Genomic DNA, 22,520 nt, shown 5'->3' on the forward strand with positions numbered 1-22,520 from the left:
AACAACAACAACAACAACAACAACAACAACAACAACAACAACAACACTTCACTTAGTTCTTCATCACACAGTTCACCTAAGCAAGCTGATAGCGCACCTAGGCCAGCTCACAGATCAAGCCTTGCTGCTGCAACAGCTCAACCAAAGGCTGTACATCCCACGATGACTTCCAGGCAATCACGATGCGCTCGCCTGGCACCCAGGACTGGCACAGGGGTGCCCAGAAATCACGATTCAACAAGGTGTCTTGCAAGACCACCCCCGCCTGATCCAAGGCCATCAAACGGGCATCACGACGTGCCTTCTCCAAAATCGCAGGCAAAATCAGTGGCAGGTACAAGACCCAATCTGCCTGGTTCAATTTGCGCAAGGCGCGCAGCGTCAGCAAGTCCACTGCCTCCAAGTCGGCGATAGGCAAAATGGTGACCTGAATATGCTGCTGAGGGGTTTCTGTCCTCAAGGCAGCATCAAAGGCTGCCAGCGCTTCCGTAGCCTTGCCTTGCGCCAGGAGATCGGGGATAGGACTATCCAGTACGTAATCAAAGAAATGACGACGGGTATGTACCTCGGGGAAAGCCTGTTTGATATCGGCTCGGCGGCGAGCCAGCAAACCGGCCAAGTCCCCTACTGACTCAGGCAGCTCGCTTTCTATCCACTCCCGAACACGCCGCGCCAGTACAGGAGCTGAACCTGCAGAGGAGACCGCAATCATCAAGGGCGAACGGTCGACCATGGCAGGGACTTGTACGGTAGACAGATGCCCATCGTCGACCACATTACAGGGCAGACGCAAGGCGTCGGCTGCCTGAGCCACGATGCGATTTATCTCGCGCCGTCCAGTTGCTGCAACAACCAGCCAGGCCTCGTGGATATGCTCGGCAACAAAGGAGGTAAACAAGCTGCTTAAAGCACCCGCCTGAGCACTGGCCCTCAACCAGGAAGTTTGCTCCGGTGCGACGACGGTGACTCGCGCGCCAGCACGCAGCAAGAGCCGAACTTTACGCTCCGCAACCGTCCCGCCACCTACGACGACAACCGCCTTACCGGTCAGATTGAAGAACAAGGGAAACACATTCATTGCACGACATCCTTAAGGCGCCAGCAGACACTGGCGCCCGGTTCACACTTACTTCAGGCTGGAAAAGTAGGCAGCCAGTTCATTCACCATTTCCGGGCTAAGAGGCTCGGCCATCGGGCTCATGATGGGATCGTTACGCTCTCGCGATTTGAACTGCTGTAGCTGCTTGACCAGATACTCCACCTTCTGCCCTGCCAGGTTGGGATACATACCTTCCGTGCTGACACCTTCCAGCCCATGGCAGGACGCGCACAAAGGCAGCATGGACGATGCCTGGGCCGATAGTTGCGACTGCCCATGCGAGCCTTGTAAACCCACTGCTTTGTCCGCTGCCAAAGCGACACTGGAACCCAAGAGGCCCACAAGAGCCATACCCATAAAAAGCTTTTTCATGACGTTCCTTTGCTTAGAATTTTTGGGTTTCAGGCTGACCAATGGTGAGCCAACGGGTACGGGCACGCGAGAAAATGCCCGATGGGCTTTCCATCTTGTGTTCAGCTACCAGCTCCAGACTGCGGCTGTCGTAAATCTTCAAGCGATCCCCCCAGTAACCCGAACTGACGTAGAGGTAATCGCCCGTGCGGTTGTAGTTGGGGAAGAAGGCATGACCACCCACGTCCAAAGTCTTCACCACGGACAAGGTGTTTTTATCGATCAGCTGAATCCAGGAAGCGCGCTTGTCCTTGTCGATAATGTCCACCGCCACATACGGGGCATTAGGATGGGCGGCGGGGGATTCGGTGGCTCCGGCAACAGGAATCTGCTTCACCACAGAGAAGTCTTTGACATCCCAGGCAGTAACCACGGAGCCTAACTTGCAGGTGCCCATATTGGTGCCGAAGGCCAGCATGCGGCCGTTCACTTCCGTGACAGCACCCGAGCCTGCGTGGGGCTGACAGCCAGCCGGAATGTCACGTACCACCTTGTCGTCCTTCAGGTCGATAGCCACGTACTTGTTGTCGTCGTAAGAGGCCACCATGGAATAGCGACCATCCGGCGTCAGGAAGGTGTCGTGCAACATGCGGCCGACCTTGGCCAGTTTGGTGACCGGCATATCCGGCTTGTCTGGATCAATAATCCAGATCTGTCCGGCTTGGCGCAGTGTCAATGCAAACTTGTTATTGATACGACTACCAATAATCGGACCACCGGCGGATTTGATGAAATTGCCGTCCGGGTCCTCGCCCTCCAGAGCGATATATTTCACTGGTTCCAGGGTGTCGGCCTTCAGGATAACCATGCTGTTGGGTACGAAGGAACTCAGTGCCAGCCACTTGCCATCTTTGGATAAGGCAATACCCGTACCAGTCAGCCCCACCTTGGCCTGACGAACAATCTGCAAGGTGTACAAGTCGATTTTGTAGACGTGGCCATCATCACTTTTCAGGTATCCCCAGCGCTCGTGGCTGGGGCTGAATTCCATGATGTGTGGCGCGCCAACCGTGGCAATTTCACCCACCTTCTGGTTGTTCTTGCCATTGATGAAAACAGCACGAGCCTGATTGGAACCATCGCCCCGCCCATAACGCCCGCGGGCCATGATGACCATCAAGTCGTAGACGGAATCGATCTCGTAATTGGGTTTGCCGGGCAAGGTGGATTCGTCTACCAGCACTTTCACGCTGGCACGTATCTGATCCATATCCCAAGTGCGTTCCACCACGGGCTCGTTCTTGATCATCTTGGCCAATGCGCGAATGTCCTCGTCGGGCAAGCGTCCGACAAAAGGTGGCATCAAGGTATCCGGAATCCCGGCCATGATGGTGCCGCGCAAGGCAATCTCACTTTGAACCAGGCGATCACTGTGCAGGCCCGGAGCGATATACCCTCCCCGGTCGGCTGCGTGACACACCGCACAGTTTTGCTGAAACAAGTTGTCTACCCGAACTTGCTCTTCCGTCGGGGCCGCCAAAGCCGCGCTGACGGTGGTAGACAGGAAGGCCAGGGTCATCATTTTTCTATACATTCCATTACCTCCAACAATTGCCTTGCTAAAGGGCAAGACCAAACAAACTATAACGATTGTTATTTTTTGCTGAGAAGGTATGGATACGGATTAAATAATGGGGATGGTTTTTTTTATATCGTAATTACGAGATATTAAATACTCTTACCTAGATAAAAACATCCATGACAAGGAGCCAGTTGGCAGATCAAGAAGCCGGATAAATTTATCACGAACGAATATTCATTTTGACCTAACTCAAGTTAAAACTAGAGGCTGCTGCCTATAGTGGCCCGGCCTGGCTCGCCCTTGATGGTTTTGATTATTTTTCCGGTCCCGCCATGTTTTCTTTACCGATTACGCTTTCCCATACTCATAGCCCACCGTATAAACGACAAATTGCACGTCAAATCGAAACCCTGATCTGTTCGGGACGTTTGCAAGAAGGCAATCGCCTGCCTTCAATCAACCGAATGGCGTCTCTGCTGCAGGTTTCCAAAAATACGATCATGGGTGCCTATGATTTGCTGATCGACTCCAATCTGATTCATAGCGAACCTAGCCGGGGATTCTTTGTGGCTACACCTACCCGCAATGGTCGCAGTCGCCTGGCACCGGATTTTGTGCTGGAGACGGCCCACTGTTCACGCAGCCCACGTACCAGCACGGCACAGGCCAGCGGTGTGCATGTGCCTGCTGCCAGCGTGCCCGTTCGTTTTGATTTCAAGATTGGACGCCCCTCGGTCCATGCTTTTCCGCTGCGGCAGTTCATTTATTTGTCCAACCAGTTGCTGCGTTACGCAGGCTCTGCCATGGCAGACTATCCACCGCCTGAAGGTCTATGGGGCTTGCGGCTGCAAATTGCGGATTATCTGGCGGCCAGCAAGGGCATATTGGCTGACCCGGAGCACATCATCATCACTGCAGGAACACAGGAGTCCTTAAGTCTGATCGCAGCTCATTTCCTGGACGAAAAAAGCTGTGCGGTGCATGAGTCGCCCGGCTACAACGGCTTCAGACATTTGCTGGCGCGGCACCGCGCACAAAGTATTCCCGTGCCTGTGGACCAGCACGGCTTGCGCACAGACAAACTGCCCGACAAGGCTGTTCAGTTGGCTTTCGTCACGCCCTCCCATCAGTACCCTTTGGGGCACACCTTGACGGTAAGTCGCAGACAGGAGCTACTGGCTTGGGCCAGTACCAGTGGCGCTTTGATTATTGAGGACGATTATGACGGGGACTTCTGTTATGGCCCGGCCTTGCCCGCGCCACTCAAGGCCATGAGCCCCGGGCAGGTGATTTATCTGGGGTCGTTTTCCAAAACCTTGGGCCCTGGTTTGCGCTTGGGCTATATGGTCTGTCCTCCCCACCTGAGCCAGGATTTTATTGCTCGCAAGGCCTTGCTCAACAACGGGTCACCTTGGCTAACACAAGCCGTGTTGGCACGTTTTTTTGATGAGTATGACTATCCACGGCACCTGCAATACCTGCGCCGCCGTTATCTGGAGCAACGCAATACGCTGTTGCAGGGACTGAAAAAAGTGTGGGGAAATACGGGCGTGGTCAGCGGACACAATGCTGGCATGCATCTGGCTTTTCGCCTGCCACAACAAAGCCCAAATGCCCACCACGTTGCCGCTGCGGCACTGCGCCATGGCATACGGCTCTACCCTTTAGCACAGGCCGCCAGCCAGGAAACAGACAGCACGAATCCACGCCATCTGCTGTTTGGCTATGCGAATCTGGAATGCAGGGAATTGCAGCAAGCAATGCAGCATCTAGCCCTGATACAGCCCAGGCTGAACCATGGCTAGATGTGCGAAGAGCTTAGGACTGGGCCAGCGCCTGATCAAAGTCCGAGGTCAGATCGATAATCTCTTCAATACCTACGGAGATACGCAACTGATTGTCGGCAATGCCCATCAGAGCGCGCTGCTCAGCGCCCATCTCGTAGTAGATGGTGTGGGCCACGGGCAGCACCAGACTGCGGTTGTCACCCAAGTGCGTAGCCAGTACAAAGACTTTCAGGCGATTCAGGAAGTCAAAGATTTCAATGCCCTCTTCCAGCACTACGCTCATCAGGCCACCGAAGCGATTGCCGAACAATTGAGCCGTACGCTCGTGCTGCGGGTGATCTTCCAGGCCGGGATACTGCACGTGCTTGACCTTGGGATGCGCCTTCAAATGGCGCGCCAAGGCCAGGGCGTTGGAACAGATACGCTCCATACGCAAAGGCAAGGTTTCCGAACCGACGGCCAGCCGGTGAGCCACGTCAGACGACAAGGTGCCGCCCATATCGCGCAAGCCCTTTTTCCGAATCTGTACCAAACCCCAGTTCTGCGTATTGCCCGTGCGGTAGACCTCGGCAATATTGGGGTAGGTCGTCCAGTCAAACAGGCCGGTATCCGTCACCATGCCACCCAGGGCATTACCGTGACCACCAATGTGTTTGGACAGGGAGTTGACCACCAGAGAAGCCTGGAATTCACGGCCGGGCGACAGATACGGCGAAGACAAGGTGGCATCGACCACATACAGCAAACCCTCGTCCTGACACCACTGCCCCACCCCTTTCAGATCTGCTACCTGTGTACCGGGATTGGCAATGGTCTCAACAAAGACCATGCGGGTATTGGGCTGCCGTGCGGCTTGCACCTGGGCCAGATCAGTTGCATCCACCAGCGTGGTTTGTACACCCAGGTCGCGCAAAGTCCCCAGCAAGCTATTGGTATTACCGAACAGGAATTTGCTGGCAATCAGGTGATCGCCCTGGCGCAGCAAGGTAAACAAGGTTGCTGTCAGCGCCGCCATACCTGTGGCAAAACTGACGCTGCCTATGCCTTTTTCCATGCGTGTAATCTTGGCTTCCAACGCCGCCGTGGTGGGCGTGCCTTGACGAGAATAGGTAAAGCCGGACTTGCCCTGAAAGACCGCAGCCAGCTCACGCGCATCCTGAAAACCGAACTCGGTCGATGGGTGCAATGGCTGATGGATAGCGCCATGCTGCGTGCCCAAGCGACGGTCAGAGTGCAAGGTAGAGGTAATAAAGCCGTTTTCTTCCATGATCGTTTCCAAGCCCATAATGCGTGTACACACCGTCAGCGCCGATCGGGTTTTGCCCGGCTGACGGCCAATTACCTATTATCTGGTGAAGCGGCGGATGAAACCCGCCGTTTTTTATACAAATAAGTAATTAAGCAAGTAACAAGACTTAAAAGAAATTAAGACTGGCTACGTTGGCGCAAGGTTTCATACAAGCAAACCGCACTGGCGACGCTAACGTTCAGGCTTTCAACTGCGCCCATCATGGGGATGGAAACCAGCTCGTCGCAGGTTTCACGGGTCAGACGACGCATGCCCTCGCCCTCGGCCCCCATTACCCAGGCCATGGGACGGCGGGCATCGACCTGGTGGAAGGTATGCGTGGCCTGGTCGCTGGTGCCGACCAGCCAGACATCGCGCTCGCGCAGCATACGCATGGTACGGGCCAGGTTCGTCACCGTAATGTAAGGCGTAGACTCTGCACCGCCGCAAGCCACGCGTGATACGGTGGCATTCAGACCCACAGCGCGGTCACGAGGCGCAATTACGGCGTGGGCACCTGCCGCATTGGCGCTACGCAAGCAGGCTCCCAGATTGTGGGGGTCTGTCACTCCATCCAGAATCAACAGAAAAGGTACCTGACCGGCCTCTTCCAGATCGTCCAGCAATTCATTGACATCGACGGCCAGTTCTTGCTCCAGAGCCAATGCCACCACGCCCTGATGGCGCGTGCCTTTGGCCAGACCATCCAGACGCTCCACCGGCACAGCCATGACTTTCAAACCAGCCAGTTCTACCTGTTCGATAAAGGCCAGCATCCGCTTATCGCGCCGGGTCTGATCCACATAGACCTCGCGCACCGAAGCGGCGCTAAAACGAACTCGGGCAATAACGGCATGGAAACCGGCCAAAACCTGCTGAGGCATAACAATCCTTGGGGGAAATAAGAGCAAATAAAGAAAGCCGGGCAAAAAGCCCGGCCTGGCATTGTACGCCTATCGGCGCCGTCCTCTAGGGCTACGCGTGGATTTCGCAGACTTGGCTGCCTTCTCCGCACTGCGCTTTTCATCCCGCTCGGCCTGCTTTTGCGATGCACGCCGTTGGGATGCCGTGGTGCCCTTCAAGGCCAGCGGTTTGGTTGGGGCCGCTTTCTTGATGGGACGCTCGGATGGATCGACCCCTTCAGCTGCCGCCTTCACCGCCTTGTAGCCCACACCCTTGACCAGACGGAACTCGATACGGCGCGCTTCCAGATCAACACGAGCGACCTGGACTTGCACCGCGTCGGTCAGGCGATAACGCAGACCGGTGCGCTCACCACGCAGCTCGTTCGAGGTTTCGTTGTACTGGAAGTAATCCGCACCCAGCTCGGAGACATGGACCAGACCTTCCACATACAAGGTATCCAGCGTCACAAACAGACCGAAGCTGGTCACGCCGCTGATCTTGCCGGAGTATTCCTCCCCCACGTGCTCTTTAACAAACCAGCACTTGAGCCAGGCTTCCACATCTTTGGAAGCCTCATCAGCACGACGCTCGCGCGCCGACAACAAGGCACCCAATTTTTCCCAACGTGCAAAGTCGCGCTTGCTGGCTGGCAAGGCGGCATCGCCCGGATCTTCATCGATAGCCGGAATGTAGCGCTCGCCCTTCAAAATACCCTTGATGACACGGTGCACCAGCAAGTCCGGGTAACGCCTGATCGGCGAGGTGAAGTGCGCGTATTGCGAATAGGCCAGACCGAAGTGACCCGTTTTTTCCGGACTGTAAATAGCCTGCTGCATGGACCGCAAACACATGGTCTGAATGACGGCAAAGTCAGAACGGCCACGAGCCGCAGCCACGACTTTGGCGTAATCCGCAGAAGTAGGCTCATCGCCTCCTTCCAGCGTCAAACCTAAACTGCGCAGATACTCACGCAAGGCTTCCAGCTTGGGCGGCGTTGGGCCTTCGTGTACACGGTACAAACCGTTGCGACGGCTGCGGGCAATAAAGTCTGCAGCACAGGTATTGGCTGCCAACATGCACTCTTCAATCAGCTTGTGCGCATCGTTACGGACCAAGGGTTCGATACGTTCAATACGACCCAAGGGGTTGCACACAATCTTGGTTTCAACCGTATCGAAGTCAATCGCACCACGTGCAGTACGGCGCTCGGCCAGCAGGCGGTACAAGGAGTACAGGTTCTGCACAGGCTCCAGCACGTGCTGAATCTGGGTGGCCGCCGGGCCAGTGGGCTGCTGCAAGGCGCTCCAGATATCGGAATACGTGGTGCGTGCATGTGAATGAATGACCGCTTCATAAAACTGGTAGGCCGACACGGTGCCGGATTTGGCACCATCGGCCAACACGACCATATCGCATACCATGACCAGACGGTCTACCGACGGATTCAGAGAACAAATCCCGTTGGACAGGCTTTCTGGCAGCATGGGGATCACGCGGCGCGGGAAATACACACTGGTGCCACGCTCCAGAGCGTCTTCATCCAGGGCATCGCCAGAGCGCACGTAATGGCTGACGTCGGCAATCGCAACCAGCAAACGCCATGCCCAGCGCGAGCGCTTGCCCGTGCCGATATCAACGCGTTCGCAGTACACCGCGTCATCAAAGTCTCGTGCGTCTTCACCGTCAATAGTGATGAAAGGCACATCGCGCAAATCTACGCGGCCTTTGTATTCCGATGGCTTGACCTTGGCGGGAATGCGCGCAGCCTGCTTGAGCGCCTTCTCGGAAAAATCGACCGGCACTTCAAACTTGCGCACGGCAATTTCAATTTCCATGCCGGGATCGTCAATTTCCCCCAGCACTTCAATCACACGCCCCAAAGGCTGACGATGGCGCTCGGGCTGCTGAGTAATCTCTACCGTCACAACCTGACCAGGCTCGGCCTCGCCCTGGTCCCCGTTGGGAATCAGGATGTCGTGCTTGATGCGTTGATCTTCGGGCACCACGATAAACGTGCCACGCTCACGCAGGAAACGGCCCACCAGCTTGCTGGTGTGGCGCGCAGTAACTTCGACAATCGAGGCATCTGGCTTGCCGCGATATTCACCGACGATACGCACCATAACGTGGTCGCCGTGCAACACTTTGGCCATTTCTCGTGGCGACAAGAACAGATCGGGCTGCCCATCGTCGCGCTGCAAGAAACCAAAGCCGTCGCGATGGCCCAACACTTTGCCGGCGATAAAACCAGTTTGGTTATTTTTGCGAATTTTGCCTTCGGGGGAAATCAGCAACTGACCATCGCGCTCCATTGCGCGCACACGCCGCTCGAAACCCACCGTAATTTCTTTGCCCAGGCCCAGCTTTTTCGCCAGAGCCTGCATGGTCAGGCCGTCTGCATCTTCGCGCAGCCCCGCCAGGATCACTTCCCGAGTCGGGGTATCCGGGTCGAAGTCAGGCGGCAACTCATAACGGCCCGTTGATTGAATACGGTCCTCAGTACTGTCTTGATGTTTTTTATTCAAAAGGACACTTCCATTATTAATAAAGTATGCCTATAATCCTTTTTCTTTGCTGCTCACGCAGTAAAGTCGTTCAAGGCTTTTGGCACAGCCATAAGCATACAACGATATGCCCAGGTGGCGGAATTGGTAGACGCGCATGGTTCAGGTCCATGTGCCTTCGGGTGTGGAGGTTCGAGTCCTCTTCTGGGCACCAAATTCCAAAAAAGCCGATCATCGCAAGATGGTCGGCTTTTTGCTTTCCAGCCCAGAAAGTCAGGTGCTTGAGCACCTGACGTGGGGGCGAGAAAGGTCGGGCATGCAAGCCCGACCGGGGTCGCGCCCGTGTGACCGAGTCCTCTTCTGGGCACCAAAATTCCGAAAGGCCGCTCATTTCTCAATGGTCGGCCTTTCTTATTTGGTTGCTCCATGAATTTATTATCCTTCAGCATCAATCCGATTACGTCTGACTGTGGCAGAAAACAAGCAGCAATACGACCCCCTTCTTTTGTACACACAGCCATTTCCACACAAAGAATCACCACCGCATGATCGGCTGCTTTCTTTACAGGCCTGTGAATACCCCTTGAAGCAAGCACCTGGGGAGCCAAGGCAACACACTCAAAGCAAAACACCGCCTGCCCTGCTTTGTACAACCATAAAAAACCGACTGTGTTTCTACAGTCGGTTTTCAGTCTCAGGATGCAGTAGGTTTAACCGCCGCAGCCACCGCAACATGCACCATCTTCACCATGCGCAGGTTTGGCGATTTGATAGCCGGCCCGCTCGACCGCAGCATGCAGATCTTCCAGCGAGACCTGGGTTTCATCAAAACGAACCGACGCCTTTGCGTTTTCGAACGAGGCATCTGCCGCTTGTACGCCTTCAATAGCCGCCAAGGCAATAGCCACTTTATCGGCGCATTCAGGGTGTCGCAAACCCGCCAGTTTCAGCATTCCAACTTGCATTTTTTATCCCTTTAACATGAGGTGAGGCAGTTGATGAAATCGCCACCGCCCATAAAGATATATATTAAATACATCTTATAGATACGGCAAGGTGCCAGGACAAGAACGATGCGCCAGCCTGGAGGCAGACACAAAAAAACCGGCTTGCCCGCTGACCACAGGCAAACCGGTCTGAAAACGGTTTTCTGAACACGCTCCTTTGCTTGTTAGCAGTGCCCGCCCTCCCTTGAACGACCCTGACTTACCTCATACCCAGCTTGCGACTGGCTGCCAGCAAGGCCACGATACTCAACGCCGCGGCTAGAATCAGGTAGTAACTGGGCGCCACCGGAGAGCCGGTCAGTGAAATCAGACCCGTGGCAATCACAGGTGCAAAACCACCAAAGACAGTGACGCCGATGTTGTAGCTCAAGGACATGCCTGTAACACGGGTACGCACCGGAAAAACATCAGCCATCAATCCGGCCAAGGGGGCGAAGTACACGGCTTTGAGCAAAGCCATCAAACCTACAACCAGAATCAGCGCCGTTTGGGTCGCCTCGCGGTTCAACCACATGAAGGACGGGAAGATCGCAATCGCATACAGCACGGCAGCGGTGAGCATGATCTTGATCCGACCAACTTTACCCGCGACATAACCTACCAACGGCGTAGCAATAGTCAGAATCAAGCCTGCTGTTAAGGTTGCCAAGAATCCGGCGGATTGTGGAACATGCAATGTGGTCGCCGCATAGGACGGCATATAAGTAATCAGGTAGTTGGAGGCGGTAGACAAGATCAAGGTGCCTAAAGCAATCAACAGCAAAGCCTTTTGTGAACTCAGTACTTCTCGCACTGGCTGACCGCCCGGCTCACTTTCTTTGAAATCCGGAGACTCATCCACCGTTTTGCGGATCCAGTATCCTACCGGCCCCAGCAACAAGCCGAAGAAAAAAGGAACACGCCACCCCCAATCCAGCATCTGCTGTTCGCTTAAGGTAGAAGTCAACACATAACCGAACAAAGAAGCCAGCACGACACCAAAGCCCTGACTGGCAAACTGCAGACTGGCCACAAATGCGCGAGAGCGTTCTGGAGCATGCTCCATCATAAATGCGGTAGAACTGCCAAATTCGCCCCCCGCCGAAAAACCCTGAATAAAACGCGCAATCAAAATACCGATAGGCGCAATGAGCCCGAGCGTTTCATAACCAGGCATGACCGCAATCATGAACGTGCCCAATAACATCAAGAGGATGGACAGGGACAAGGCTTTCTTGCGTCCGTGTCTGTCCGCATAGGAGCCAATAACCGCGGCTCCAATGGGCCGAATCAGAAATGAAATCCCGAATGTGGCAAAAGCCAGAACCAAAGAGACAGTAGGGTCTGAGCTCGGAAAAAAAACACGACCAATGGTCAGTGCAAAGTAGGCATATACAGCAAGATCAAACCACTCCAAGGTATTCCCCACCACGGACGCGGCGACCGGCTTCCAGAACGAACGCGGTAAAGGCCCCACCGCTTTTTTGGTCTGCTCCATCTTTTATCTCCTCCTGCCCCCGGTGTTTCCGAAGGCAATGCGCCGTTACTTCTGAACGGCGTCTGTTTTTTTAAGTGTTCTTGTTCAATTCGCCCAGTTCCCAGAAAACGCTGGTCATGATGTCCAGTCCCTCTTGGATAATGGGAGTCAGCATGTGCTCATTGGGAGCGTGCTGAGAGCAGCCGGGGTAGGAGTGTGGCACCCAGATCGTGGGCAGACCCAGTACATCGGCAAAAATATCGTTGGGTACAGTTCCTGCCAAATTCGGGATCACGGCAATTTTCTGATCCGTCACTTTGCTGATCGCATCCTTGATCAAGGCGATCCACTTATTGCCCAGATCCAGCCTGGTGGCAGGCATGATCTGGCCCATATGAATACGCACCTGCTCGAAGCCACGCGCATCAAGGTGCTGGCGCAAGGTGCTTTCCAAGTCCTCTGTCTGCGTTCCCAGCACAAAACGCAAATTGCAAAAAGCCTGAGCACGAGGCGGGATAGCATTGATTGGTTTTTGCGGATTCCCGGCATCCAGTGCCAGCACTTCCAAGGTGTTCCAGCCGAACAGACGTTCGCCGTAGCTAAGGCCCGGTTCGCCCCAATGCGCATTTAAGGCCAGCCCCAAGGTATGCTGACCAATCTCCAAATCTGCAATGGCAGCCAGCACGTCCCCCGGTATGGGGCCTGGCGTCAGTTCGCGACACAACAGCTGTCCTTGAGGCCCCACCAGGCAGGCCAGAGCATTGGCCAGCACCACCGCGGGGTTTTCCATCACCCCGCCCCAATTGCCCGAGTGCAGCCCCCCTTCACGCGAAATCACCTCCAGCGAGAACAACGCAGTGCCACGCGAGCCCAAGAACAAGGTCGGCTGATTGGCGTTCAAGCGCGGGCCGTCCGAGGCCAGAAACAGATCAGCCGACAAGCTCTGTGCATGTTGTTCGCAAAACTCGCGCAAACCGATCGAGCCTCGCTCTTCACCCGTCTCAAAGATGGCTTTGAGGTTGAAACCCAAACGCCCATCGCGAGCTTGAATGACCTGTTCCAGCGCGGCCAGATTGATGCTGTGTTGGCCTTTATTGTCCGCCGTCCCCCGGCCGTACCAACGCTCCCCTTCGATCTTCAATTCCCAAGGCGCCAAGCCTTCACGCCATTGATGGTCATGTCCGGGCACCACGTCGCCATGCCCATAGGTCAGAATCGTGGGTAGCTCATCGGATTCATGTCGGTGAGCCAGAAGGATGGGGCCTGCCCCTTTGGGATTGGCCAGGATACGGACCTCAAACCCCAGTTTCACCAAGGAAGGGCCCAGCTCCTGATCCAGGTAGAGCTGCAATTGATCCACTTTCTCCGCAGTCTGGCTGTCACTTTGAATCGCCACTCGACGGCGCAAGTCCTGCTCGAAACCGCCCTCCTCAAAATAGGCGCGCACCCTGGACAAGGCTTTACTTTTTCCCATTTTTGTCTCGTTGTCTTATTGATAGGAAAGAGGACTATAGAATTCGTTTTGCCTTCTGTATATTTCTATCTTTAGAATAGAATGAACTAATTTTTAGAATTCTTAAGTTAAGTCCTAAACTATCGGTACAGACGGGATTAGCTGAGCAAAATCATGGACTACAAGTACTTTCTGGCGGTGATGGAAACAGGATCACTGGCAGCAGCCAGTGCACGACTGCACATTGCCTCCAGCGCAATCAGCCGGCAAATCACCCTGTTGGAGGAATCCATAGGCGTTACGCTGTTCGAACGCAGACGGCGGGGAATGGTACTGACGGCAGCAGGTCAGGCCCTAGCCGAACATGCCCTGCGTGTGCGATTGGAGGAAGAAGCAATCTTGCAAAGCCTGCGGCAGAACGACTATGCCCAGGCACACTTGATACGAGTGGCGGCCACAGAGGGCCTGTCCCGCTATTTTCTACCCATGGTCATGGCTGAGTTTTCCAACCGAACCCCTTTGGCGCGGTTCGTCTTGAAGGTCAGCTCGCCCGATGACTGTGTGGAAATGGTCAGAAGCGGAGAGGTCGATCTCGGGGTCATTTTCAGCACGGCCCCGGTACCCGACATTGAAGTGAACTACTCCTGCCTTTCACCTATTTTTGCCATCATGCAACCTGAGCACCCCCTGAATGCGGCACGCAGTTTATCCTTGACCCAACTGCAGCCATACCCCATTGTGATGCCCGGAGAGGAGCTAACTCAAAAGCAGTTGTTTAATCATGTCTGCCAGATGGAGAAGCTGGTCTTCAACGAGGTATTTACCTGCAATTATTCGGGAGTACTGCACGAGTTCGTCCGTCGTACCAACGCGATTGCCTTGGGGGCGTCGATCAGCCATCGCAGCAGCATGGACCACGGTCTGAAAATCGTTCCCATACTGGACCCCCGCCTGGACAGGGATCTACAGGTTTTAAGTATGGCAAAGCGGGCACTACCTCAAAGCGTCAACACTTTTCTGCAAGCCTTGATCCGGGAACTGAAGGAAGTTTGAATAACACGATGACTGAGCTTTCCTTTAGGTTGGCTGTAACAATGCTCTGCAGCTAGTTGCTCACGCCTCTTTTTGTGAACACACAAAACAAAAAGCCGACCATCTTGCGATGATCGGCTTTTTGAGGAATTTTGGTGCCCAGGAGAGGACTCGAACCTCCACACCCGAAGGCACATGGACCTGAACCATGCGCGTCTACCAATTCCGCCACCTGGGCTCTGACTGCTGGATTTGTTTTTCAACTCGTCTCTGCAAGACAGAAAAGAACTATAACATGGTTTTGAAAGAATGCAAACTATTTCTGCTTTTTTTCATGTCTGACAGAAATAAGCGCAGCCCTTGCACTTCATAAGAATCGCTTTTATGCTTATTGCTATATCAAGAGTTGGGACAACCCATGCCAACCTGTGTACCCGCACAAGGTGGATTCAAGATATGGCCATCTGGCAATCAATGGGATCATCAAGACACGAACCCGCTGCCAGCGGGTTTTTTTATGCTTGGTTGTTTCCAGGCAAAGGGTCCTTTAATCCAACTTGCTCACCCGGAAGCCCCTTCCAAGAGCTAAACAGGAGTGTTTCATGTCTGCACCGTTTTGCTACCACCTGACTTTAGAGCAGCACCACTACCGCATTGTCCTGCACCCCGGTTGTTCACGGCTGGCTGTAGTGTGCGAAGTACATGCTGACAAGGTCGGAGATTACGAGCCGCGCTGGCTGGGTTCCAGTTGTCGCGGTGGCTATTGGGCCCGCTTCCAGCACGATATTGACAGCACCTTGTTGCTGAACATGGATGCCATTGCCCGCCTGATTGACGAACACCGTCTGGCTCATCCCAATACGGTGCTGGATACAGATTTACAACCCGTGTTGAACGTGGGCGGACGCTTGCGCGCCCAGCCCTACCCTCAGCAAAAAGCCGCTTAGTCCAAGCGTGGGGCGTCGTCGCCCTGATCGCCTTGACGCCAGTAGCTGCTGGCCCGAATCGCGCCTTTATCCAGGCCGCGATCTTGCACCCAGTACTCACGCAAGCTTTGAGCGATGGAATATTCTGCTGCGACCCACACATAGCCGGTGCCGCTCAACTCGGGTGCGGCACGCAATGCGTCCAGAATGCCATTCAAACCGGCCAGCGAAGGAATCCAGTTCACCGTGACATGGTCCGGTGCCTCCATCGCACCGACTGTCAGCAGATTACGTGCCAATACGTAAACCTGCACCTTCACATTGGAAGACAGTTCTTTCACTCGTCGCGCCATGGCAGGCACAGCGGTTTCGTCGCCAATCAGGATTTGCCAATCCAGGTCCTTGCTGACCAGGAAGGAGCCACGCGGGCCGGCCACACCGAGCTTGTCGCCCTCTTTAGCTTGCATGGCCCATTGGCATGCAGGGCCTTCACCGTGGACCACAAAATCAATATCCATCTCCTTTTCCTGCTCGCGGAACTCGCGAGGAGTGTAGTCGCGGATAGGTGGCTTTTCCTGACCGGCGGCAAAGACCATGCCACGCTCGCCCATTTGAGGCAGTCGCAATTCTTTAGTGACAGGGTCCGGGAAAATCAGTTTGACATGGTCATCAAAGCCAGGGGTATAAAAACCTTCCAGATCCGAGCCTTCCAGGGTGATGCGCACCATATCAGGCCCCAGTTCGCGCCGCTTTTTTACGGTCAGCAAACGCAACTTCAAGGTATGAGCAACTTTCTGCGTTAATTGTTCAGACTGCATTCTTAAGACTCCTTGGGCAAGTTCCGTATGTCAGCGATGGCTTTTTCCAAAATGGCCACCACCTCTGCCTGTCGTTCCAGACTGGCTGTCGATTGTTCAAACATGGCCTGCTTCAGGCTGTGGCGTACCTGGACGAACTCCGGCAACCAACCTGTTTGTTCCTGCGCGGCCTTCAAATCCTCGTCGCTATTGTGTTCGGCCAGCATCTGCCGTATCCACACCAGCTTGCGCCCGCGATAGGTCAGGGACTGCATCAGGTAATCGCACTTTTCTTTTTGCTCTTCCAGATACGTGTGCCCTTCCTTGGTCAGGCTGTACATCTTGCGACGGCCTTCTTCTTCAATCAGCACCCAGCCTTGCGTGGCGCAATACGCCAGGGCGGGATAGACCGCACCAGCGCTGGGTACATAGCTGTTCTGGCTAAGCTGCGCGAAACGGCGTATCAACTGATACCCGTGAGTACTGCCCTCTTTGAGCAGGGCCATCAGCATGAGCTGCATGGCCCGAGCAGAGTATTTTCGGCCTTGGCCCATATCCAGCAGCATCCGCTCGACATCCATTGTGTTGAATTTCATGTCTATACTCTTATGCTATATCACATGACACACTATAATGATAATGAGAATGCCAATCAACTAGAAATTGAAATTAAATTTATTGAGTGAAAAATGCTTGCTTTCCCAAGGAAACTCACTCTATAATTGAATGCTTGAGACGGGCAGCAGCCTTGATCAAAAGCCCAGGTGGCGGAATTGGTAGACGCGCATGGTTCAGGTCCATGTGCCTTCGGGTGTGGAGGTTCGAGTCCTCTCCTGGGCACCACAAATTCCTCAAAAAGCCGATCATCGCAAGATGGTCGGCTTTTTGTTTTTTCCGTCTCTGAAAGCAAGCAGCTTGAACCCCTGTTTGAAGACGAGGAAGTCAGATACGTAGATCCAATCAGTGTTGATATGACCGGGGCTCTCTTCCAGCGGTACGACCTTCCGAAAAATCAAACTCCTTTTGGACTGAAGGCAGACGTATTCAAAACACCTCCCTGACTTACCGAAGAACAATCAGCCATAAAAAAAGCCGAAACAGCATGAGCACTGTCTCGGCTTTTTTGATTCTGGCGGTCTTACAGCAAGCTATTTCGTTGTCCCGCCCTCTTTACCATCACTCCAAGGCGCGATGACGACGCTGCCAGAAAGGCTGCGCCGCGTAGCGTTGCTCCATGCCATACAAAGCATGCTGCGAATTCAGGTGGCGCACCAAACCTAACAAATAGTCCTTTTCGTAAGCACGCGCCGGCTCGGGATTGCATTTTGTCAGAGCTACAGCAGCCTGTGCCGATTGTGATCCGCTCCACAAGGCCGTTGCCAGGCCATTGGCGGCCAGGGGGTCCATGGCCGCGCCTGCATCACCGGCACGCAAGATGCGGCCTTCCACGAAGTAAGACACGGTGCAGCTAGCGGCAGCGCTGACTTTAGGAGTGTGAGCAGCCATCTGACTATCCAAGCCCAGGCTTTCCATACGCACTCGTGCCGCATCGGCACAGCCCAGCAAACCGGCCCAGACCGAACCATCTCGACTCAAACCATCGGGCAAAAGATCCGAGTCCGAAAACAAGGCCACCATCAGGCGATGACCCGGCATGGGGGACAAGTACCACCACCCCAACTCGACGGCTTCTACCAGGGAAGCAGCCAAGGGTTCTGCCCCTTCAGGCAGGTCAAAGACGTGCCAGGCAGCGACCAGTCTATCCAGACGATGACGCTGGGCGGCCGCTCCGGCGGACAAGGCTGCACGACCAGTACAGTCGATCAAGGCAGCAGCTTCCAGGCTGGTACCGTCTGCCAGCCTGGCAACCACACCTTCAGGCTGGTGCTCCAGGCCCAGAACTCGTGTCTGGCGAATACTGACCTTCGCTTCTTTTTGCACGCGCTCAAACAACGCCTGCTCCAGACGGGCCTTGTCCAGCAGGTAGCCCTGCCCGTCTTCATCCTGCACGGTGCGCAGTCCTGCGCTAGCCCATACCGAAAAACGCCCTTGTGAACGCAAGGCTACCGTCTCATCCAGACAGCCTGCCCAGCCCAGGCTGGTCAAGACCACGGCCCCGCGTTCGGACAAGGTCTCACCAAACGAGGGCTGGGGCTCCTGAGGAGCCACCAGCGTTACTTCCTGACCTTGCATACTCAGGCGACGCGCCGCCGCTAAGCCCGCCACACCGGCGCCAACAACAATAATCATGCCTTCATCCTCAGGTTCCCGTCTGCTTTGTCAGCGGGACAATGTCCATGGAACCGCGTTGTACTTCCACATACAGCTCGGGCGGAACTCCCGCCAGCCCGACTGGCCCCGGACGTTTTACCACGACTCCCATACAGGTCCAAACTTTTGCTGTGGTAGCGCGGACAAGGCCTGCACAGCCTGTTTAATTGTGAAAAAAACGAATCATGTTTTACAAAATGCGCGGCAGGGAAAACAGCATGACCCAGCCTCCCAGGACCAGATACGGACCAAAATGAATGGCCTGCCCGGCTTGCAAACGCCCACCAAGGCGCAAGACCAGAGCCGCCAGCAAGCCCAATACGGATGCCGCCAGAAGAATTCCCGGCAAGGCGGTGGCTCCCAGCCACGCTCCCAACGCGGCCAGTAATTTGAAGTCGCCATAGCCCATGCCTGCACGCCCGGTCAGCAACAAGAACACATGGTTTAACAGCCACAACACGCTGTAGCCCAATGCCGCGCCAATCACCGCCAAGGGCAAGCTGCTAAAGGTGTGATCCAGATTGACCAGCAAGCCCAGCCACAGCAAGGGCAAGGTGAGACGATCAGGTAGATAGCCGGTTTCCGCGTCAATCCAGGCCAAGAGAGCAGTACCGGCGATAAACACACAGGCCGCCACTGCTGCAGGCGTCAACTGCCAGCGCCAACCGGCCCACAACATCAGGACCAGGGCCAGACCCTGGCATACCCATCCCCATTGACGATGAGCACGCGGCGAACGCCCGTCCAACTCAGGCTCCAGCTCTACAGGCAGGCTCCAGGACAGGTGTCGGGCTGGCCAGAAAAAACAGACCGCCAAGATCAGAGCAACTCCCATCCCCGCCCAGGCATTGCCCCACGACGTCCACATCATATTGATCCTTCACCAGATTGATAAACGCGCGCTGGCACAAGCTACGCTGCCCAAATCCTAGCAGAGCCTTGCGCGCTTTTGATGACGTAAGTATTTTTTGCTCCAGGTAGAGAAAGCCGGACGGTGGCATTTTTTTGTTACCCGAATGACAGACAGAGCCCCACAAGGCTAGGCATAATGCGCTTCAACCCTTTGTTTCGCTTACGGATGAATAAGGAAGCGCTATGAACCACTTTGTGCCCCACGCTGCGCGTACGCCTCGCCTGCGCTTTTTGACCGGCGCCTTGCTCCTGGTCTGGATGGGCTCGGCAGCCAGCACCGCCTGGGCCCAGCAGATCGAGTCCATTACCTTATCCAGTGCCGGTATGGCCGAGATCGAGCGACAAATCCCCGTCTCTGACACCGGTACCGCTCAGTTGCGTGTGCCCCTGACCCAGGTCGATGACATTCTGAAAACCCTGATGGCCGTCGATGGCAAGAACCGCATCGACTCCCTGACCTTGTCGGGTCTGGCCCCACTGAAAGAAAGCTTTGACAGCCTGCCCTTCTCGGCCAAAGACCTGCGCTCGCCCGCCACCCTGGCACAAGCGCTGCGCGGCCAGCAAGTCAGCGCCAGCTCGCAAGGCCGCCTGGTACGGGGTGCCGTCCTGGGGGTGCAAGCTACTGCGGCCACCAAGGAACATCCCGCCCAGGCCATTTTGAGCGTGCTGACAGAACAGGGCCAGATCCAGACCCTGGAATTGGGCCCGGACACCAGCCTGGAAGTACTGGACAAGACCTTGCAACAGCAATTGCAGCAGGCCACCGAAGTGCTGGCCGGTCAAAGCAATCAGCAGTCGCGTGATATTCAACTGGTCTTGAACAAGACCGACGCCAAGACAGCCCGCCTGTCCTACCTGATTCCTGCACCGGTATGGAAAAGCTCCTATCGCCTGATGATGCAGGACGGCAAAGCCCGCCTGCAGGCCTGGGCCATTTTTGAGAACACCAGCGGTGAGGACTGGAAAGATGTGAAGGTCACGCTAAGCTCGGGCTCGCCTGTGATGCTGCGCCAGCGTCTGCTGGAGCGTTACTGGAACGAGCGCCCTGAACTGCCGGTGGCGGTAGGCAGCTCCATCGCGCCACAAGCTGACACCCAGGCTACTGTCAGCGCAAATCACGCCCGCAAAGCAGCAGGTGAGGCCATGCGTGCTCGCATGGCTCCAGCCGCACCCGCTCCCATCATGATGGAAAGCGCCGCCTATGCGGCCGATGGCAACATGGCCAAACAGTGGGCTTCGGGCGGCGCTGGCGCCAGCACCCAGGCACAGGAAGGTCAGACTCAAGTGCGCTTTAGCCTGCCACAAACGCTAAGCGTACCCACCGGCCAGACGGTTTCGGTGCCCTTTATCGACACATCGCTGCAGGCCGAGTCCCTCTCGGTTTACCGCAGCGGCCAAGCTGGCGACTATCCCACAGCCGCCATTTGGGTGAAGAACGAACAGGCCAATAGCCTGCCGCCCGGCATTATTACCGTCTTTAATGAACAGGACGGTCACGTGGGTGATGCAGAGCTGGCCGGTCTGCCTGCTGGCGAGCAGCGTTTGATCTACTTTGCCCAAGACAGCAAAGTTCAAATCCGCGAAGAGCAAACGGATGAATACCGCCTGAGCAAAACCCGTGTGACTGATGGCGTTGCCCGTTCGGAATGGACGCGCTTGCAGAACTTCCGCTACGAGATCAAGGCTCCGGCCGATGAAGATCGCACGGTGCTGATCCAGTTGCCTCGTCAGGATGGCTGGTCCTTCAAGTCCGACGCCCATGATAGCGATACCGCCCAGGAGCACCGCCTGAAAGTGAAAGTTGCCAAGGGCAAGACGGTCACCGTCACGGCCCAGCTGAGCCTGCAAGACCATATGGAATTGCGCCTGGAAGAAATCGACGAGAACATGCTGCTGCAGTGGCGTGGAAACGGCCAGGACAGCGCGCAACAAGCCAGGATGGACAAGCTGATCGAGCTGCGTCGTCAGCTGAGTCAGGCCCAGCAAGCGCAGAATCAGGCCGTTGAGGCCCTGAACGAAACCGTGGCTGAACAGGAACGCATCCGCGCCAACCTGGCTGCCGTCAGTGCACAAAGCACCTTGGGTCAGCGTTTCAGCGAGCAACTGGCCCAGCAGGAAGACCAGATTGCCAGCCAGCGCAAAGCCGTTAAGGAACAGCGCGACGCTGTACAGAAGGCCCGTCAGGCTTTTGAGAAAGGTCTGGCCGAACTGGCTTGATCCTGGCCTTATGCAGGTGCAGGCAGCTCGGCCTGCACCTGCTCCAGAAACGCGCGTATGGCATGGCCCTGCGCGCGTTCTTTCAAGCAATACACAAACTCGCTCAAATGAGCCGAGACATCACTGAGTGGCACACTGATAATGTCCGGATGCGCAGGCACTTCACGCAAGGGCAGCAAACTGGCCCCCATGCCGCACACCACTCCCCACCCTATCGCCTCCCGGCTCCCTATCTCCAGCAACTGCGTCGGCTCCTGCCCCGCCTGCCGGAACACTTGATAGCATAGCTCCCGTGTCATGGACCCGGGCTCACGCATCAGAATGGGATGGCGGCACAGGTCCACAATACGCACACGCTGCCGGTTAGCCAAAGGATGATCCACTCGCAGCACGGCCACCAAGGGATCAGAAGCCAGCAGCAGACGCACCAGACGCGGATCATCAACCAGCGCCGAGGACGCGATCACATCAAGTTGATAGTCATGCAAGGCACTCAAGACCCGTTGCGAATTATCAATGCTCAAACGCATCTTCACGCCGGGATAAGCCTGATGGAAATTCCGTAATACAGCCATGATGTAATACGGCCCGGTCGCGCCCACTCGCAACATGCCACTTTTCAGATCGCGCAGATCGCGCAAACTGAAATCGATCTGGGCAGCTTGCTGCATCAGTTGCTCGACTTGGGGCAAGAGGCGTTCCCCCTGCTGGCTTAAGTACACCCCCTTGCCTTGCCTATAGAACAGCTCCACGCCATAGCGGGTTTCCAGCTGTCGCAGATGCGAGGTCACGGTGGGCTGGCTGATCCCCAATTGCTGGGCAGCCTTGGTAATGGAGCCACAATGGGCCGTGGCGTGAAAGGACTTCAGTTCCAGAGCCAGCATGCTGCCGCTCTCCTCGGGGAAGAATCAAAGCCCAAATTATCCGATGCT

At 55.5% G+C, this 22,520-nt stretch carries 18 protein-coding genes, 3 tRNA genes and 1 riboswitch; of the genes, 6 read left to right on the forward strand and 15 right to left on the reverse strand.

The window, feature by feature from the left end; all coding sequences use genetic code 11:
- Nucleotides 1-97 precede the first annotated feature (97 nt).
- Genes NBV64_RS11435 through NBV64_RS11445 form a run of 3 tightly spaced genes read right to left on the reverse strand, consistent with a single transcriptional unit; the run spans nt 98 to nt 3,044 of the window.
- Nucleotides 98-1,078 (reverse strand): precorrin-2 dehydrogenase/sirohydrochlorin ferrochelatase family protein, encoded by a 981-nt coding sequence (locus NBV64_RS11435; RefSeq protein WP_009461227.1) that lies wholly within the window; start codon nt 1,076-1,078, stop codon nt 98-100.
- A gap of 48 nt (nt 1,079-1,126) precedes the next feature.
- The gene (locus NBV64_RS11440; RefSeq protein ID WP_009461228.1) at nt 1,127-1,471 is read right to left on the reverse strand and encodes a c-type cytochrome; all 345 of its coding nucleotides are present in this window, start codon (nt 1,469-1,471) and stop codon (nt 1,127-1,129) included.
- A gap of 13 nt (nt 1,472-1,484) precedes the next feature.
- Nucleotides 1,485-3,044 (reverse strand): nitrite reductase, encoded by a 1,560-nt coding sequence (locus tag NBV64_RS11445; RefSeq protein WP_250755831.1) that lies wholly within the window; start codon nt 3,042-3,044, stop codon nt 1,485-1,487.
- A gap of 320 nt (nt 3,045-3,364) precedes the next feature.
- On the opposite strand from NBV64_RS11445, the gene pdxR reads away from it, so the two are divergent.
- Nucleotides 3,365-4,837: a MocR-like pyridoxine biosynthesis transcription factor PdxR gene (pdxR, locus tag NBV64_RS11450; protein ID WP_250755832.1), complete on the forward strand. Its 1,473-nt coding sequence runs from the start codon at nt 3,365-3,367 to the stop codon at nt 4,835-4,837.
- A 13-nt stretch (nt 4,838-4,850) separates the two neighbouring features.
- Here pdxR and NBV64_RS11455 read toward each other — a convergent pair whose 3' ends face one another.
- The 3 genes from NBV64_RS11455 to rnr all read right to left on the reverse strand — a co-directional run bounded on the left by NBV64_RS11455 (nt 4,851) and on the right by rnr (nt 9,538).
- Nucleotides 4,851-6,086: a cystathionine gamma-synthase family protein gene (locus NBV64_RS11455; RefSeq protein ID WP_021446494.1), complete on the reverse strand. Its 1,236-nt coding sequence runs from the start codon at nt 6,084-6,086 to the stop codon at nt 4,851-4,853.
- 158 nt (nt 6,087-6,244) lie between these two features.
- On the reverse strand, nt 6,245-6,991 hold the full coding sequence (gene rlmB / locus NBV64_RS11460; protein WP_009458936.1) for a 23S rRNA (guanosine(2251)-2'-O)-methyltransferase RlmB: 747 nt from the start codon (nt 6,989-6,991) through the stop codon (nt 6,245-6,247).
- A 69-nt stretch (nt 6,992-7,060) separates the two neighbouring features.
- Complete coding sequence (rnr, locus tag NBV64_RS11465; protein ID WP_009458934.1) at nt 7,061-9,538, reverse strand: ribonuclease R; 2,478 nt, start codon at nt 9,536-9,538, stop codon at nt 7,061-7,063.
- Nucleotides 9,539-9,646: 108 nt separating this feature from the next.
- Between rnr and NBV64_RS11470 the strand changes: the two genes are divergently transcribed.
- Nucleotides 9,647-9,731, forward strand: a tRNA-Leu gene (locus NBV64_RS11470).
- Nucleotides 9,732-10,227: 496 nt separating this feature from the next.
- Here NBV64_RS11470 and NBV64_RS11475 read toward each other — a convergent pair.
- From NBV64_RS11475 to NBV64_RS11485, 3 genes are all read right to left on the reverse strand, one after another.
- Nucleotides 10,228-10,482, reverse strand: coding sequence for a heavy-metal-associated domain-containing protein (locus tag NBV64_RS11475; RefSeq protein ID WP_031231948.1), 255 nt, complete (start codon nt 10,480-10,482; stop codon nt 10,228-10,230).
- Nucleotides 10,483-10,723: 241 nt separating this feature from the next.
- Entirely contained in the window at nt 10,724-12,001 is a 1,278-nt protein-coding gene (locus NBV64_RS11480) for an MFS transporter (protein ID WP_250755833.1), read from the reverse strand.
- A gap of 70 nt (nt 12,002-12,071) precedes the next feature.
- Complete coding sequence (locus NBV64_RS11485) at nt 12,072-13,454, reverse strand: M20 family metallopeptidase (protein WP_250755834.1); 1,383 nt, start codon at nt 13,452-13,454, stop codon at nt 12,072-12,074.
- A gap of 153 nt (nt 13,455-13,607) precedes the next feature.
- Here NBV64_RS11485 and NBV64_RS11490 point away from each other — a divergent pair, with 153 nt between their 5' ends.
- Nucleotides 13,608-14,486 carry a LysR family transcriptional regulator gene (locus NBV64_RS11490; protein WP_009458923.1) on the forward strand — a complete coding sequence of 293 codons (879 nt, stop codon included), beginning with the start codon at nt 13,608-13,610 and terminating at the stop codon, nt 14,484-14,486.
- A gap of 132 nt (nt 14,487-14,618) precedes the next feature.
- On the opposite strand, the gene NBV64_RS11495 is transcribed toward NBV64_RS11490, so the two are convergent.
- Nucleotides 14,619-14,703, reverse strand: a tRNA-Leu gene (locus NBV64_RS11495).
- A 153-nt stretch (nt 14,704-14,856) separates the two neighbouring features.
- Nucleotides 14,857-14,950: riboswitch (SAM-I-IV-variant riboswitch) on the forward strand.
- 117 nt (nt 14,951-15,067) lie between these two features.
- Between NBV64_RS11495 and NBV64_RS11500 the strand changes: the two genes are divergently transcribed.
- Complete coding sequence (locus tag NBV64_RS11500) at nt 15,068-15,412, forward strand: hypothetical protein (protein ID WP_035272353.1); 345 nt, start codon at nt 15,068-15,070, stop codon at nt 15,410-15,412.
- Here the strand turns inward: NBV64_RS11500 and NBV64_RS11505 are convergent.
- Nucleotides 15,409-16,209, reverse strand: a complete 801-nt coding sequence (locus NBV64_RS11505; protein WP_250755835.1) for a siderophore-interacting protein — start codon at nt 16,207-16,209, stop codon at nt 15,409-15,411. The genes NBV64_RS11500 and NBV64_RS11505 overlap by 4 nt on opposite strands.
- 2 nt (nt 16,210-16,211) lie before the next feature.
- Nucleotides 16,212-16,784, reverse strand: coding sequence for a PadR family transcriptional regulator (locus NBV64_RS11510; protein ID WP_022983141.1), 573 nt, complete (start codon nt 16,782-16,784; stop codon nt 16,212-16,214).
- A gap of 162 nt (nt 16,785-16,946) precedes the next feature.
- Between NBV64_RS11510 and NBV64_RS11515 the strand changes: the two genes are divergently transcribed.
- Nucleotides 16,947-17,031: transfer RNA gene (locus NBV64_RS11515), tRNA-Leu, on the forward strand.
- A 333-nt stretch (nt 17,032-17,364) separates the two neighbouring features.
- On the opposite strand, the gene NBV64_RS11520 is transcribed toward NBV64_RS11515, so the two are convergent.
- Nucleotides 17,365-18,438, reverse strand: a complete 1,074-nt coding sequence (locus tag NBV64_RS11520; protein WP_250755836.1) for an NAD(P)/FAD-dependent oxidoreductase — start codon at nt 18,436-18,438, stop codon at nt 17,365-17,367.
- A 211-nt stretch (nt 18,439-18,649) separates the two neighbouring features.
- The gene (locus NBV64_RS11525) at nt 18,650-19,330 is read right to left on the reverse strand and encodes a prepilin peptidase (RefSeq protein ID WP_425541737.1); all 681 of its coding nucleotides are present in this window, start codon (nt 19,328-19,330) and stop codon (nt 18,650-18,652) included.
- 224 nt (nt 19,331-19,554) lie between these two features.
- On the opposite strand from NBV64_RS11525, the gene NBV64_RS11530 reads away from it, so the two are divergent.
- Complete coding sequence (locus tag NBV64_RS11530) at nt 19,555-21,588, forward strand: DUF4139 domain-containing protein (RefSeq protein ID WP_009458909.1); 2,034 nt, start codon at nt 19,555-19,557, stop codon at nt 21,586-21,588.
- An 8-nt stretch (nt 21,589-21,596) separates the two neighbouring features.
- Here the strand turns inward: NBV64_RS11530 and NBV64_RS11535 are convergent, their stop codons facing one another.
- A complete protein-coding gene (locus tag NBV64_RS11535) occupies nt 21,597-22,472 on the reverse strand; it encodes a LysR substrate-binding domain-containing protein (protein WP_083053390.1) in 876 nt (291 codons plus the stop codon).
- Nucleotides 22,473-22,520: the final 48 nt, after the last annotated feature.

The organism is Alcaligenes sp. DN25 (genome assembly GCF_023674485.1).
Classification (GTDB): domain Bacteria; phylum Pseudomonadota; class Gammaproteobacteria; order Burkholderiales; family Burkholderiaceae_B; genus Alcaligenes; species Alcaligenes phenolicus.

What these genes read in the sequence shown, in the direction of transcription:
- NBV64_RS11435 (WP_009461227.1), bottom strand. Translation starts at nt 1,078, where the DNA reads ATGAATGTGTTTCCCTTGTTCTTCAATCTGACCGGTAAGGCGGTTGTC.
- NBV64_RS11440 (WP_009461228.1), bottom strand. Translation starts at nt 1,471, where the DNA reads ATGAAAAAGCTTTTTATGGGTATGGCTCTTGTGGGCCTCTTGGGTTCC.
- NBV64_RS11445 (WP_250755831.1), bottom strand. Translation starts at nt 3,044, where the DNA reads ATGTATAGAAAAATGATGACCCTGGCCTTCCTGTCTACCACCGTCAGC.
- pdxR (WP_250755832.1), top strand. Translation starts at nt 3,365, where the DNA reads ATGTTTTCTTTACCGATTACGCTTTCCCATACTCATAGCCCACCGTAT.
- NBV64_RS11455 (WP_021446494.1), bottom strand. Translation starts at nt 6,086, where the DNA reads ATGGAAGAAAACGGCTTTATTACCTCTACCTTGCACTCTGACCGTCGC.
- rlmB (WP_009458936.1), bottom strand. Translation starts at nt 6,991, where the DNA reads ATGCCTCAGCAGGTTTTGGCCGGTTTCCATGCCGTTATTGCCCGAGTT.
- NBV64_RS11475 (WP_031231948.1), bottom strand. Translation starts at nt 10,482, where the DNA reads ATGCAAGTTGGAATGCTGAAACTGGCGGGTTTGCGACACCCTGAATGC.
- NBV64_RS11480 (WP_250755833.1), bottom strand. Translation starts at nt 12,001, where the DNA reads ATGGAGCAGACCAAAAAAGCGGTGGGGCCTTTACCGCGTTCGTTCTGG.
- NBV64_RS11485 (WP_250755834.1), bottom strand. Translation starts at nt 13,454, where the DNA reads ATGGGAAAAAGTAAAGCCTTGTCCAGGGTGCGCGCCTATTTTGAGGAG.
- NBV64_RS11490 (WP_009458923.1), top strand. Translation starts at nt 13,608, where the DNA reads ATGGACTACAAGTACTTTCTGGCGGTGATGGAAACAGGATCACTGGCA.
- NBV64_RS11500 (WP_035272353.1), top strand. Translation starts at nt 15,068, where the DNA reads ATGTCTGCACCGTTTTGCTACCACCTGACTTTAGAGCAGCACCACTAC.
- NBV64_RS11505 (WP_250755835.1), bottom strand. Translation starts at nt 16,209, where the DNA reads ATGCAGTCTGAACAATTAACGCAGAAAGTTGCTCATACCTTGAAGTTG.
- NBV64_RS11510 (WP_022983141.1), bottom strand. Translation starts at nt 16,784, where the DNA reads ATGAAATTCAACACAATGGATGTCGAGCGGATGCTGCTGGATATGGGC.
- NBV64_RS11520 (WP_250755836.1), bottom strand. Translation starts at nt 18,438, where the DNA reads ATGATTATTGTTGTTGGCGCCGGTGTGGCGGGCTTAGCGGCGGCGCGT.
- NBV64_RS11525 (WP_425541737.1), bottom strand. Translation starts at nt 19,330, where the DNA reads ATGATGTGGACGTCGTGGGGCAATGCCTGGGCGGGGATGGGAGTTGCT.
- NBV64_RS11530 (WP_009458909.1), top strand. Translation starts at nt 19,555, where the DNA reads ATGAACCACTTTGTGCCCCACGCTGCGCGTACGCCTCGCCTGCGCTTT.
- NBV64_RS11535 (WP_083053390.1), bottom strand. Translation starts at nt 22,472, where the DNA reads ATGCTGGCTCTGGAACTGAAGTCCTTTCACGCCACGGCCCATTGTGGC.